Source organism: Mesorhizobium sp. M0195 (genome assembly GCF_040322115.1).
In the GTDB taxonomy this organism is placed as follows: Bacteria; Pseudomonadota; Alphaproteobacteria; order Rhizobiales; family Rhizobiaceae; genus Mesorhizobium.
In genome coordinates this window covers 1-13,490 of record NZ_JAMYSV010000045.1, presented here as the reverse complement: position 1 = coordinate 13,490, position 13,490 = coordinate 1, and the positions used below count along the sequence as shown (strand labels likewise).

The 13,490-nt window shown below is 56.9% G+C and carries 7 protein-coding genes and 1 pseudogene; 5 read left to right on the top strand and 3 right to left on the bottom strand.

All coding sequences use genetic code 11. The features are described from left to right. Positions 1-204: 204 nt before the first annotated feature. From NKJ12_RS31260 to NKJ12_RS31250, 3 genes are all read right to left on the bottom strand, one after another. On the bottom strand, positions 205-1,359 hold the full coding sequence (locus tag NKJ12_RS31260; protein WP_352707512.1) for a M20 family metallopeptidase: 1,155 nt from the start codon (positions 1,357-1,359) through the stop codon (positions 205-207). 193 nt (positions 1,360-1,552) lie between these two features. Continuing rightward, entirely contained in the window at positions 1,553-4,741 is a 3,189-nt protein-coding gene (locus tag NKJ12_RS31255) for an acyltransferase domain-containing protein (protein WP_352707509.1), read from the bottom strand. Beyond that, entirely contained in the window at positions 4,738-9,102 is a 4,365-nt protein-coding gene (locus NKJ12_RS31250) for a beta-ketoacyl synthase N-terminal-like domain-containing protein (protein ID WP_352707507.1), read from the bottom strand. The genes NKJ12_RS31255 and NKJ12_RS31250 overlap by 4 nt, the downstream gene beginning before the upstream one ends. Positions 9,103-10,276: 1,174 nt before the next feature. Between NKJ12_RS31250 and NKJ12_RS31245 the strand changes: the two genes are divergently transcribed. From NKJ12_RS31245 to NKJ12_RS31230, 5 genes and pseudogenes are all read left to right on the top strand, one after another. Next, complete coding sequence (locus NKJ12_RS31245) at positions 10,277-11,308, top strand: D-alanine--D-alanine ligase family protein (RefSeq protein ID WP_352707505.1); 1,032 nt, start codon at positions 10,277-10,279, stop codon at positions 11,306-11,308. Between the two features lie 57 nt (positions 11,309-11,365). Then, entirely contained in the window at positions 11,366-11,608 is a 243-nt protein-coding gene (locus tag NKJ12_RS32410; protein WP_502905761.1) for a Y4oE-related protein, read from the top strand. A 78-nt stretch (positions 11,609-11,686) separates the two neighbouring features. Then, on the top strand, positions 11,687-11,911 hold the full coding sequence (locus NKJ12_RS31240) for a hypothetical protein (RefSeq protein WP_352707503.1): 225 nt from the start codon (positions 11,687-11,689) through the stop codon (positions 11,909-11,911). A 537-nt stretch (positions 11,912-12,448) separates the two neighbouring features. Beyond that, positions 12,449-12,985: pseudogene (locus NKJ12_RS31235) on the top strand (recombinase family protein); the annotation flags it as partial. Then, positions 12,982-13,455 (top strand): hypothetical protein, encoded by a 474-nt coding sequence (locus NKJ12_RS31230; RefSeq protein ID WP_352707500.1) that lies wholly within the window; start codon positions 12,982-12,984, stop codon positions 13,453-13,455. The pseudogene NKJ12_RS31235 and the gene NKJ12_RS31230, both read left to right, overlap by 4 nt. The last annotated feature ends 35 nt before the right edge of the window (positions 13,456-13,490 follow it).

The window sequence follows — 13,490 nt, the reverse complement described above, 5'->3', positions numbered from 1 at the left end:
GCTGCCGTGCGTCGTTGAGCACGGAGTCGATATCTGCATTTCGTTTAAACGAGTCCGCAGTGGCTGACATTTGTTGAAAACTCCTACCCAGAAAAGTTGCAATTAAGATTACAAGTGGCCGACGGGGCGGACGACGTATTCGTTCTGGGCCGGCGATGATGTCCGGCGCGATGCCTATACCTGGGAGGCGAGACATGTTGATCCTTACGATAGCCAGGCCGCGGCGACGTCTTGATAAATCTCAACTGCCTTCAGCACGTTGTCGACGGAAACGGATTCGTCTGGCTGCCCACTCAGGCCGAGATCGCCGGGGCCGATGATGGCAAAGGGAACGGACAGCCCCTCCAGCAAGATAGCGCCGTCGCTATAGTAAGACACACCCTTGATCTCCGGCTTGCGCATCCGGTGACGTGTGCAGACGTCACTGCATAGCTTGACGAAGCTTTCGTCTGGCAGACTTTCCACCGCGGGCTTAAAGTCAAGGATTCTAATGACGACATCCTCTGGTGCGATATTTTCCACGCGCGTTACAACTGCAAGGTGATCGACACCCGGAGGCAGTCGGATATCAATGTCAACGGCACAGCGGTCTGGAGTGAGGTTAATGGCAGAGCCTCCCTCGATCCGACCAACACGAATGGTCGGGCCGTCCAGAAGCGGATGCGGCGGGCAGTCCAATTCTAGAGAGTAGAGGCGGGTGAGGAACGAGTGGATCGCATCGATCGCGTTGATCCCAGGTTCGCCGGAGACGTGACCCAACCTACCCATGGCAGTAGCCCGCAGCCACAAAGCCGCCTTTTCAACGATAATGATATCGAGATCACTAGGCTCCCCGCAAAGAAAAGCGCCGATCTCCTCCTTTATACCCTGCTCGGCAAATCGGCGAGCACCAAGTAGATTTGAGCTTTCTCCTGCAGTAAATGCCAGGATCAGATCACCCTTCAGCGTTTCACGCTTATCCGCCAAGTTCCCTGCAGCTGCGATCATTGCTGCAAGGGCGCTCTTCATGTCGGTTGAGCCACGCCCGTATAGCCGGCCTTGCGCGATTTCGCCAGAGAACGGTGGCAGTCGCCATGGGGCGGTACCGACAGGCACGGTGTCCATGTGGGACGAAAAGAGCAACGCGGGCTTTTCACCCGTTCCGCGAATTCTACTTAGGACATTTGCCCGACCAGGAAGGAATTCATCCAGTTCGGCCTCTATGCCGAGGGCGAGTAGTTCCGCGTGAACGAGTTTGGCGACCTCGATTTCATTACCCGGCGGATCGCAGCTGTCGATGGTCACGATCTGCTGTAGAAATCGAATGGGATCGAAATGCAATCTACTGAAGTGCGTCTCTTGTGCGGTTTCAATTGCCATCGGATATCCTTCATTTTGGGCAGAGAATGGCGGCAAACATTATGAAAGCCATACTCGCAATGACCCAGCGGTGCTGCGCCAGCTGACTCGTTCCCTGCTTTGTCCCGAATGCATAGTGACGGAATATCATCCGTGAAAGGGTGGTCATCGCGCGCCAGTGTCATTTTGGCATCCGCCATACGGCGGGGTAGGCTCACAGTGGCCGGGCGGATAAGCTTGCGTGAGATACAAAGAGACGTCCGATCTCATCGATAGCCGGACTGCGAATCATCGAGAAATGGTCACCATTGACATACAGGATCTCAACGTTGGGGTTTTCTTTTACACCGGTACCTGCTTGGATCGCGCGTAAGTTCTGCAAGAAGATCTCGTCGGTTATGCCGGTGACATTGTCCTGCCTAGGTAGGACCAGCGTCACGTGATAGTGGATTGGCGCGTAGATTTGAGCTGAAGCAGCGATGCGGCAATTCTTCTCGAATACCCGCTTCAATTCGCCGATCACGACGCCCTCTGCCTTAGAGGAGGGGGAGTCTGGCGCTGTTGGCTTACACCGGCTCATGTGCAGAAGTTGGTTGAAATCGTCATCGTCCATACGCGCGGTATGATGCGGGGACAATGATGGCGCCAAAAGGCCATCCATGGCGATAATCCGCTCGATCTCTCGGCCGCGACGTCCCAATTCCACAGCCAGGGAATATACGAGCATAGCTCCGAATGAGTGGCCTACTAGCCTCAGCGGACCGTTCGGTTGGTGTTGCTCGACTTCATCGGCCATCTGGCGGACAGCCGCCACAATGTTGTCAGAAGTGCCGTCCTCGGGCGCGCCCAGACCGATCACATCCATGCTGGACTTGACTGAGTGGCGCAGTCCGGCCTCTCCCCCAACATGGCCGAAAATCCCTTCCACGAAAAAGATTTTCGGTCGGGGTTGCTCGGCCGTTGCGGGAGCAGCAAGCGCGGCCGACAGAAAAGGGAATTTACCGCTGCTCATCGCTGCGAACTGGCGCTCGATCTCCTGGAGACTGGCACCGTCAGAAAGCAAGCTCAGTGGTATACGGGTATGGCTTAATTCTTCGAGTGCCAACCGAAGCTCGACCAACTGGAAGGAGTCAACACCGTTGTCGGACAAGGAACCGTTTATATCTAGCGACGCCTTATCTACGCCCAGGACCTCCGCCGCCGTCGACAGAACTGGCCTGTCCTCAGGTTCGGCTAAATTATCAATTCCATGCGCTAGGTTGCTGGGGATAAGTCCGACATCCCGCATCGCGCAGATCGGCCTTTGCTTGGCGTCGCGAAGGACGGCCTCGTGGCGTTTGCCATCAACCCGGGCCGAGATAGTTCCAGCATAGGCGAAACTTGCCGCGTCACGTACGCTGACCGAACCTATGCTGGCCGGGAGAAAGGCCGTTTCCTGCCCCGGAACCGCAAGCGCAAAGCTCGCCGCCTGCAACATCGCATTCAGGGCGGTGGTTAGTCCGGTCAATCCGGTGGCGCTGGAGAGCGCACAGAGCCGAGCATGAACCGCCTTTTTGGTACGCCTACTACTCTCAATCCGCTTGTACTGTGGACCATATTCCAGCCCCTGCCGGACAAATTGTGCATAGAGGCTTTCAGAGGCATCGGTCTTACCGCGTTGCCCCATATCCGAAGGTTCAGCTTCATCAGGCCAACTTGCGATAGAGTCTACCACAACGGCCAAAGCATGCCGCGTCCAAGTCTCTTCTTTCCCTATCGTCTGAGAATAAAGCGCAACCCTTGGCCGATCGCCACCTTCGACCTGAATGCCAATCCGACATCTGCTTTCGGCCGTGTTCAAAACGATAGGCGCTTCAAAAACCACATCATTCAGCTGATTCTCAGTGGCGTGGCCTAGGTCGGAAAGGAAATCGAAAATCATCGCCAGCATTCCAGCTCCGGGAACTACATAGGCGTCGTTCACCCGATGCTGCTCAAACCAAGCGGCTTCCTGCGGAGATATCTCGAAGGTGGTGGTCTTGCGGATGGTCCCTTTGCCGAGAGGTGGCAGCGAGGCCGCGTGTTGTCTGGGGACCTGCATGCGAAACGCAGTGCTGCCGATTTCACTCTGGATGAACCGGTAAGTCGGCATCGGGACGAGCAAACCACGTTCGGTTTTGTTAAGCTTATGCCAGGGCAGAGCATAGCCCGCCGCAAACAAATCAGCGATTTTCTCCGCTACTGGATTGTCGGGACGACCGATCCCCGCCACCACACCGAATTCAGCTCGGACATTGCGCTCTGCAATTGTGCGAGTAAAGGCGCTCAGCGCCTGTCCAAGGCCGATCTCAAGGAAAATTGGCGCCTCAATCCGGTCCAACACACGCTCCACCCCTGCTATAAAATCAACGCAAGATCGCATTTGCGTAGCCCAGTAGTCTCGCGTGAATGGCTCACCTGTATGCGCGGAACAGGTGGGGAAAATCGGAATAAAAGGAGTCTTGGGCGCGAGAATGGGACCTCTAACGCGCAAAGCTTGCGACGCTGGCGCCATAATCGCGGTGTGAAAGGCATTGGCAACTTTGAGCCGGTGGTGCCTTAGCCTATTTTCTGCACAATAATTCGCGAGGACCTCAAATGCAGCCTCTCGGCCCGCCACAACCGTCCGATCAGGACAATTCTTGCAAGCAACTTCGACACCAAACTTCTGTAGCGGAGTCTGCAATGACTCAGCATCGGCGTCCACTTGACACATGAAGCCCTTCTCAGGCACCTGTTCCATTTCCACCGAGCGTGCGACGATCAGATCGAGTGCCTCGTCCTGAGCAAGCACGCCGGCAGACACTGCGGCAGCGATTTCGCCGACGCTATGCCCAACAAGCCCGGCTGGTCGAATTCCACATGACAGCCACAAAGCGCTCAGCGACAGTTCAACAGCAAAAACGAGCGCCTGATCATGGATCGTATTTGATCGATCACAGACGAAACCATTATTGCCCACTTTCGGGAGAAACGCGCCAATCTTTTCGGCAAAGAGCCTTTGGCCCAGGCGGGACCGAAAGCCGTCGAGAATCTCGTTGAAACGGTCCCGAAATACCTCGATGCCGTTCAGATGCCCGATGATATTCCAGTTCAGCTGCATTCCCTGCCCCGGAAAGATCCAGACGAGATTCGACGAACTTTGCCCATCGGGAAGCTGCTTCATCGGTTCGCCGGAGTGGACACTGCAGCTGTCCTCATTTCTAGAAATTATGCCTCGGCATGGACTGAAATGATGTCGGCCACGCGACAAGGTTTCGACCAAGTCGGGCTTATTGCAGTTGATCCCTTGCAAGAGAAACTGTTTTAGTGCAGCCGCATTGGCCTTAAAGGCTGGGGCCGATTTCGCCGACAGTGGAAGGATCGTGCCGATTGCCTGTGTCATGTCAATGGCTCCCTCGATCGTCCGCCATGTACACCTTGCAAAATGATGTGCGCATTTGTACCCCCCATCCCAAATGCACTTACGCCACCGAACAGCGAGTTCGAGAGACCGAGCGGCACCGGGCGGCTGGACACTTGGATGGTGTCATCGGGCGGTAGCCGCGGGTTTAGTTGGCGGAAATGGCAGGTGCCCGGAAAGACCGCGTGATATAAACTTAGGCAGGATTTGATGAATCCAGCGACCCCGGCTGCTTCGTCGAGATGCCCTATGTTGCCTTTGATGGAGCCAACCAAGCACGGCGCATCCCGTTTGGCTTTCTTCAGACTCTGCCTAATGGAACTCCATTCGATGGCGTCTCCAACGACTGTACCGGTACCGTGTGCCTCGACAAAACGAAGCGAATCGGCACCCAAGCCTGCGTTGCGCAAAGCCTGCGTGATTACATCAGCCTGCCCCTGGGGGCTTGGTGCGGCAAAGTTCATCCTGCGGCTGCCGTCATGGTTGACTGCGCTACCGGCGATGTTTGCATAAACTGTGTTGCCATAACGGATAGCATCGCTGCTCCTTTTCAATACAACGAGACCGCCACCGTTTCCAAACACGGTTCCGTCGGCTTCAGCATCGAAGGGGCGACAAAGACCTTTCAGGCTGCGGACCGATCCTTCGACATAGTCGTACCCTGTCGGCTGAGGCCAGATCACCGAAATGCCACCGGCCAGTGCGATATCGCATTCATCGTTCAGCAGTGCTTGCCGGGCATAGTGAATTGCCGCCAACGACGTCGCGCACGCCGCCTGAATCGTGACGCTCGGTCCCGTGAGGCCAAGGCGATAAGAAACCGTGGATGTCAGGTAGTTTCGGTCGTTGCCGAGCCGTTGCTGTAGCGTGTTGTCCTCGCGAAAACAGGCATCGGTCCTGCTTTTGCGCAAGGGCTCGAGTTCATTCATTAAATACGTACTGAGCCCGGCACCCGCGAACAGTCCAATGCGGGTATCGGCCCCGTAGCCGGCATCACCGGAATGTTCAAGCGCTGACCAGCATAATTCGAGAAAAATCCGTATCTGCGGATCGGTCCTGTAAGCTTCAGCCGGAGAGAGCCCAAAGAATTCGTAGTCAAATGAATCCACGTTTTCGAGCCGTCCGAAGCTTGGAACAAAGTATCTGGAACCTTCTTTTTTCGCCTCCTCGGTTGCGCCGTCGTCGTCGTTCGTGATCAGGCAACGCCCACCCGCAAGATTCTGCCACAGGGCCTCCGTTGTTAGGGCCCCGGGGAACCGACCGGCCATGCCGACGACGCTGACGTGGTCGTTTCGCCCCTCGAATCGCACGGGAGCGGGGGCATCGAACTTGACTGGACTCTTGGTTCTCTCAAGGTGTTTCTCCAGCGTGGCAACGGTGGGAAAGCGATAAAAATCGGCTACCGTCAAATCCGGAAAGGTGCCGGAAAGCTCCATTTCAAGCGACATGAGCTCAAGAGAATCGAAACCGATTTCGCTGAAACGGCTAGACGCTGTGAACCTCGCGTCGGGCACTAGCTTGCGGATGGCTGCCGCCACCTTCATGTCATCGGGTGCTGATTCCTGGTCTAGGACGGACAAGGATGTCTCTCCAACACCTATCTCAGCAGCGAGGCGTTCGAGTGACGGGTAATTTATCTTGCCGTTCTTCAGACGTGGCATCTCGGCTAACTTCGACACCCGGCAACGGAACTGACGTCCGAGTTTGCCTACGACGTAATCGACCAGATCGTCCGACTGCGGCTCCGGAAATTTAGGTTCGCATGTGAAAAAGACGCGAGGCTCCTGTCCAAACGCCGTTGCATGCGGAGCAATTGCAGCAGCATCTAGAATGCCTTCGCGCTGACGAAGGACCAATTCTATCGCCTCCAATGAAATCCGGTTGCCACGCAGTTTGACTATCCGATCGCTGCGTCCCACCAAATGAATATTGCCGTCGTCATCCACAAACCCAACATCACCCAATACTGTCGGCGCTGAGAACCCTTGCCCCGAGTCGATCGGGAACTGGACCGCCAGGTTGCCAGCCACGCCCGCCGGAAGTGGTTCGTTCCGGCAGCCTAATATAGAAACCTTTGTTCCTGCGATCGGCCGGCCAACATGGGGCCGGTCTGGCCAAGCATCGGATGCCCCTCCGAGGACATGGGCGGTTATGTCCTGGGTTTCTGACATGCCATAATGGTTGACGAGGGTCGCGCCTGTCTTAGCGAACCAGCGCCGAACATTGTCACTGATCTCTAATGTCGCGCCGGCAACAATGACCATTCGCAATTCCCGGCAAGGCAGGTTCTGTTCCAATGCTGCGTTGACCGCTCCTTCCAGCAGCACCGTTGGGAGGTAGATTCTGTCCAACGCCATTTCGTTCACGAACGACGCGAGCGCGCCTGGGCTCGACCTTAAATTCGCCCCCGCGAAGACGAGGGTGCGCCCTCCAGCCAGCGTCGCATAGGTTTCGTGATATGCTATATCGTGCACAAGCGACGACAGCTGAGCCATGCGGTGTGCCTCGGGCAGCCTGTCGAGATGCCATTTCACCAGTTGGTCCAATTGTGCAGCCGGAAACCGGATAACCTTTGGTTCTCCTGTGGATCCTGAAGTCATGACTGCATAGGCGTCAAACTTTGGGGATGGGACCCGCTCTCGTGACCCGACCAGAAGGCGAAAACCTGCAACCGGCGTGTCGCAAGGAGCGAACCCCTCCGGCCGATCGAAATCCTGAAACGCCTCCTCGGTCACCAGGATCGCCTCCGCACCTGTCCTTTCCAATTGCTTTAGGTGCAAATGGCTGTCGTTTTCATCCAGCCGAAGAAAACACCCGCCTGCCATATTCACCCCGACAAGAGCCGTGATTTCCTTAGCCTCGCGCGGACCCGCATAAGCGACCGTCGGATTGCCCCCACCGATCTCTCTCTGAATATGGCTGGCCAATTGATCCGCAATGCGGATTAGTGACAGGTAGGAATAGCTGTCGCGTTGACCTTGTATCGCCTCACGCTCTGGGTTGCCATCGGCTTGCTGGCGCAATGCGGCCAGAAAAAATGGCGTCATAGTTTCGTTAGTTCCGGTGAGGTCAACCAGGTCCTTCGGACGGGCTGCAATGGGCTGTTTTGGTAGCAGGTAGGCTTTCATGCGGCCTGCCAGATAATCGAGCGAACTCTGGTTCATCAGGCCATTGGCAGCCTCTAGCCGGCAAATCAGCCGTCCGGAAGCGTCATGCCAATGATTGGCGACCATCAGGTACGGTGTGGCGGATGGCGCCGGCTCGAAGACTCGTGCGATCGATGGGCTGGAGAAGCCGAAAATCCGACGCCGCACCAAGACAACATCGAACAGATTGTCAGCCTGGCCCAATTCCGCAAAACCGGGCGAGGCAGCAATTTCCTGGTACGGAACGCGCCCGATGCGGGTTGAGAGTTCCACCTGCGCCAGCGCCCATTGCGGCACTTGGCCGAAACTGGTCCCAAAACAGCGGCCTTCAATCAATGGCGGTATCAGTGCCAATCCTGGACTTCCGAAATAGCCGAATTCCGAACAGCTATCGGGAACGCAATCCTGAGGAATAGCGACGATAATCTGCTCGTTATTCAACAGATTTGCGGTCGCGAATTGCAATGCGGCCAAAAGACCCGCCTCAGTTTCGTCACGGCCCCAACTTTGCTCATCTGGTGCAATGACAAACTCACTCAAAGTCGGTTGCGGAGTGCCAGTGTAGTGGAACCTACCGCGCAGATCGCCCAGATCGATGACGTCATCAGCGAGGCGCGACACCGCTTCCCAATCGACTTTCGTTGACGGCTCTGCCAAAGGGACTCCGACCAGGGTGCCGTGGCCCCTCTCGATCTTGGTTTGGCCCGAAAGGCTTTGCAGGAATAACAGTAATGATCGATCACCATCGCAGATGATGTGATGAAACAGACAGAAAAGATAGCTATTGCCTTCACACTGTACAAGTTGTACTCGCCAAGGAAAGCGAGCTATTAGTCCAGAAGGCTGTCTTATAAACTCCAGATACAGGGCAGTAAGTTTCTTTACCGATGCGCAGGCTCTCTCTGGGAGAACAACCTCTTTTAGGAAGTCAGCTCCTACTTGGCGGAGCCAAACATAACGCCCGTCACGGCGGACAAGCCTCGTATTTAGGAAGAGGTGCTGCGGTATAATAGGCATCAGCGCTTCATGCAGCTGCCGGGTCGACAATCGGGTTGTCATTTCTATTGCGCAGCATATGTTGAGATCCTTGCGCCGCGGATCAAGCCCGTCCAGAAAGCACATCCGCTCCTGCGATGAATTCAACGCAAATTCTGCAACTTCGTGTTTCACCTTGCCGCCTCCAATCACGCTGCACATGACCCGCTGCCTTTCGGCGGGGCAGCTACAATCAGCTCGCAAAGAGATCGAGCAAAACTGATGCCAATTGCGTTGATCTGGCGGAAGGGGGGCTTTACGCGGTTTTTTCAGTAAGTTAGCGCAAGCACCAGGGGAGATTGTGCAATATGTATTGTGTCGACGATCCGACAAGCCGATAGCACGTGTCGCACACCGCTTGACCCTGTGCGTGGAAGCAATTCGTCACGTAACTGCCGGATCAGCGACAGCACATCCGTGGGAAGCGCGCGCCGCTTTGACCCGCGCCAGTGGTTCCATCAGGAGTCTAGCCGAAGCCAGGCTTGACACTCATCGCCCCATACAGGTTCCATCAGGAGTCTAGCCGAAGCCAGGCTTGACACTCATCGCCCCATACAGGTGTAGCTCTGCGGTAGCGCAGCCGCTCGCGAGCGCGCGCTCAACAGCGTCGTAAATGCTATGAGGGAGCGGCGAGGGTATGGTATCCTTTGGCGTTGCGCCTGGGGCTGCTCAACAAGGGTGGTGCCGCGCGGCAGCTTGCAGGACGAAGCGACGCGGCTCGCGCAGCGAATTGCGGCCAATGCGCCTCTCTCGGTTCTTAAGGTGAAGGAGACTTCACTAAGAAGCTGGGGCATGCCCCCTTTCGCGGGATTGCGGCTGAATGTTGGTCCCGATCCCTATTCGAGCGAAGATCGCCCAGAGGGAGCTTTGGCTTTCCTGGATAAACGAGCGCCCCGCTTTGGCGGCCGCTGAGCCGGATTAATTAACTCGCCTGACATGATGCCGACCCTAACCAAATCAGGGTGCGGGCGAGTTGGAAAGCGTAGCTCTGTGCCTGGGAAAGATCGGACATTTGGAAGCTTCATCTTTGAAGCGGGCATTCCCGCCTGATGGCTCCGACAGTGTCCAGCGACCGGGCGCAATCACTGCGTACGGAGACGAAGCGGCGGCAGCTTGGCCAACTCACCACGCCAGCGGGACATGATCGTATCCGGTTGAAGACATTTCCGTTCGGATCCCGACATACTGAGGCGCAAGTATTCGGCCGTTGCGGCTCGGAACATATGGCTTTGCCCTTCTTGCTCGCACAATCTCTTAGGTGGGCACGCCAATTGCATAGGGGACACGGGTGAAGGATCCATTTTGACTATAGCGGTCCCCGTTCGAGGAGGTACATGTGCGAGTAGGCATCGTTTGGAACCATGATTATACGGGTGTTATCAACCGTTTCGGTCAGTCCCGTCCGGAGGTCGACGACCTAAAGGCGGTCGAAAGTGTGGTGGCGGCATTGCAAGAGGGCGGCCACGAGACGCTGCTGTGCGAAGGTGATAAGGGACTGCTCGCTACGCTCGAGCGGTTCATGCCAACCGATCCGCAAGCCCGTCCCTCGGGAATCGTTCTAAATATGGCGTACGGAATTCAGGGCGAGTGCCGTCTCACCCACGTTCCGGCCATGCTCGAAATGGCGGGCATCCCGTACACCGGATCAAGCCCAATCGGGCACGGGCTGGCGCTCGACAAGGTCATCACTAAGCGGCTTATCCGCGATTGTGGGGTACCGACGCCGAACTTTCGCATGATGCATAGCGGCACTGAAAGTACCTGCGACCTGATATTCCCATTAATAGTGAAGCCGCGTCACGAATACAACAGCTTCGGAGTGCAACTCGTGCATAATCCCGCTCAGTTGAAGCAGGCCGTAGAAGTGATCGTCACTCAATATGCGCAGGATGCGCTCGTGGAAGAATACATCGAGGGGCGAGAAATCACCATCGCACTGCTTGGAAACGAAGATCTCGAGGTGTTGCCTCTGGTGGAACGCGACTTCGGCGATCGCGAAACGCATTTTGCCACATGGGAAGAGACGCCGCACAGGATTTGCCCGACACGAATCGACAGCAAGGTTGCGACGAAGGTGCGAGGCATTTCAGTTGCGACCTTCCGTGCATGCCAGTGTCGGGACTATGCCCGCGTGGACATCCGGATCGACCGCTCCGGCCAGCCCTTTGTCCTAGAGATCAACTCCATGCCGGTACTCGGTAAGGGCTCCCTTTATACTCAGGCCGGGATGGTCGCCGGATACAGCCTCTCAAGCTTGGTCAACCGCATCCTCGATGTTGCTCACACACGGTGTTTCGGAATCGGCATGCCGAAGAACGCGCGCGGAGAACAGGGCAGTCGCTCTGCAGTTTATGCGGTCTCCCATTGATCAGAACCCTTTTGCCGGTGCCGTCACCTTAACTTGGCATGAAGCGGCGGAGGTTCGATGGCCGTTTTCACGCAGGCGTCGGCATGGCAATCCGAGTCCACGTTCCATGGAGGCCGTTCGAGCTCGCGATGTTGCCCAGCCGCCGCACTCGACCTGTATGGGCCGAACGCGGCCACTGCTGCAGCTCATTGCGCCCTGACGGACCGCTCCGATGGTCGCGATCGCGACTACCGCTTTTGGTCTGAAGTTTTCTCGAAGCTGACCGACGGGAAATCTCTAGGCACTCAGTTCGCAAGTTAGTTAGCGGCATCAAGAAGCCGCGGACCGGCTATCGCCCTCGAGGACGTTACGCTCGGAATGCCACCACCTGGCCCAATCATGCGCGACCTGATGGTGACGGTCGGCGAACTTCTATTGCTTTGGGGCTTTCTTGAAAGGACGACACGCAAGTGCCTTGCTGTGATCCATACGGCCGAGGGCAAGCCACGGGCGAAAGCCCCAGTGCTTGCCCAATGGCGTCACGCGGAAGCTGGTCGCGGTGACCCAAGGCTGGCGCAGCTGTTCCCGGAGATTGTGGCCACCCTTCGAAACTGTTTTGTTTAGCGCACGGCTTGTCGTCGGCCTCCGCAAACGCATGGCGTGGCGAGGAAGCGGTGGTCGTCTGCGTGACGCTGACGGAAGTCGGCGGCGCTTCACCATAGCCGAAATGCAGAAAGCAAAAGACCACCTGGATCCGGGCGCCGGGAAGCTTGCCGAGGAGGCCTAGCTCGCGAACGGCCACGTACCCGGCGTCCTGTCCGGCAAGCAGCCTCTGGATGCTTCTCCGGACGGTTATATCACTTTGGGGGGCAAGGATGAGGCAGCCGACTACGTCGAGGAAAACGGTCCTGCCTGGCACGCCACGCCCAGCGCAATCGCGTGGCTGGCCGAGATTACCCGAAAGCTGAACCACGACGACAACGGCGTAACTGACCGCCCGGAACCGATGGGTGTGTCCTAATTTGGGTACCCGGCCTGAACACCCCCCATGAACACGTCGCAACCGGAAAGGTCTGTATATTTTGGCCTCAATCTTCGTTAATGAAGAGAGCATCGCGCCGGCAAACCCAAAATGAACAGTTTGCATGATTCGCATCCGAATACCCCCGCACATCCACCACTGACCAGAACCTCCGCGCAGATCGTCGCGCTCAAGGCCGCCGGCTGCGAGGTCATTCGCGAGGAGCAGAAGAGCGGCTGTACCCTGGAAGGCCGTCCGCAACTTAACACCATTCTCGACTTCATTACTTCATTCATGCTGGCGAGACGCTTGTCGTCACCCGGATCGACCGCTAGCCAGATCGCTGCGTGACCTGCAGGTGATCGTGGACAAGCTCAAGACGAAGGGCGCGCATCTCTCCGCGACAGAACAAGCTGTCGATACGTCGACCGCCGCCGGCAAGTCCTTCTTTGACATGCTTGGTGTCTTTGGCGAGTTCGAGACCAATCTGCGGCGCGAGCGCCAGGCGGGAGGGAATCGCTCCCGTCAAGAAGCGCGGCACATACAAGGCCCGGCCGCCGAAAATCGACCGCGACGCGATCCAGCAAAGGCTTGAACAGGGTCAGGGCCGAACACAAATCGCCCGTGATCTCGGCGTCTCACGCGGTACTGTCTATCAGGTGAGGAAGGGCAAATGACGAAGGGCAGGCTCATAACCCGTCTGACGCCAGCGACATGCGAAGAGATCCAGACCTGCATGCTCGAGGTCTGCCAGAAGATCGCTGAGGACCAAGGCCTGGTCATCGAGGGCGCCGGATGGCGCGGCACGGATACCGGCTTCTCCTTCGAGCCCGTGTTCCGCGTCAGCATTCCCGCTTCCGACGGCACCGCATTCAATCTCCAAAAAGACAGGTTCGAGTTCTTGGCAGAGCACTTCGGATTGGCCCCTTTGAACTTCGGACGCGAGTTCCGCACCGGAAGCGAACGGTTCCGGATCACTGGCATCGGTCCAAAGCGGCCACGCTACCGATCTCCGCAGAGCGAATTCCCGACCGCAGAGGCTTCAAATTTGCCGCCCAAAAACATCGCAATGCTGCTCCAAGCCAAGGAGAACAAGCGTAAGCGCTGTTCTCAGGCCACGGCCTTGAGCTCGAGCTTGTCGATGTAGGCCCAGGGCAGGAGATCGTCGATCTGGCTGTTAGG

Excerpts from the sequence above, each read along its gene's own strand:
- NKJ12_RS31240 (WP_352707503.1), top strand. The coding sequence starts at position 11,687 with ATGCGCGACCTGATGGTGACGGTCGGCGAACTTCTATTGCTTTGGGGC.
- NKJ12_RS31250 (WP_352707507.1), bottom strand. The coding sequence starts at position 9,102 with ATGTGCAGCGTGATTGGAGGCGGCAAGGTGAAACACGAAGTTGCAGAA.
- NKJ12_RS31260 (WP_352707512.1), bottom strand. The coding sequence starts at position 1,359 with ATGGCAATTGAAACCGCACAAGAGACGCACTTCAGTAGATTGCATTTC.
- NKJ12_RS31230 (WP_352707500.1), top strand. The coding sequence starts at position 12,982 with ATGACGAAGGGCAGGCTCATAACCCGTCTGACGCCAGCGACATGCGAA.
- NKJ12_RS32410 (WP_502905761.1), top strand. The coding sequence starts at position 11,366 with ATGGCCGTTTTCACGCAGGCGTCGGCATGGCAATCCGAGTCCACGTTC.
- NKJ12_RS31255 (WP_352707509.1), bottom strand. The coding sequence starts at position 4,741 with ATGACACAGGCAATCGGCACGATCCTTCCACTGTCGGCGAAATCGGCC.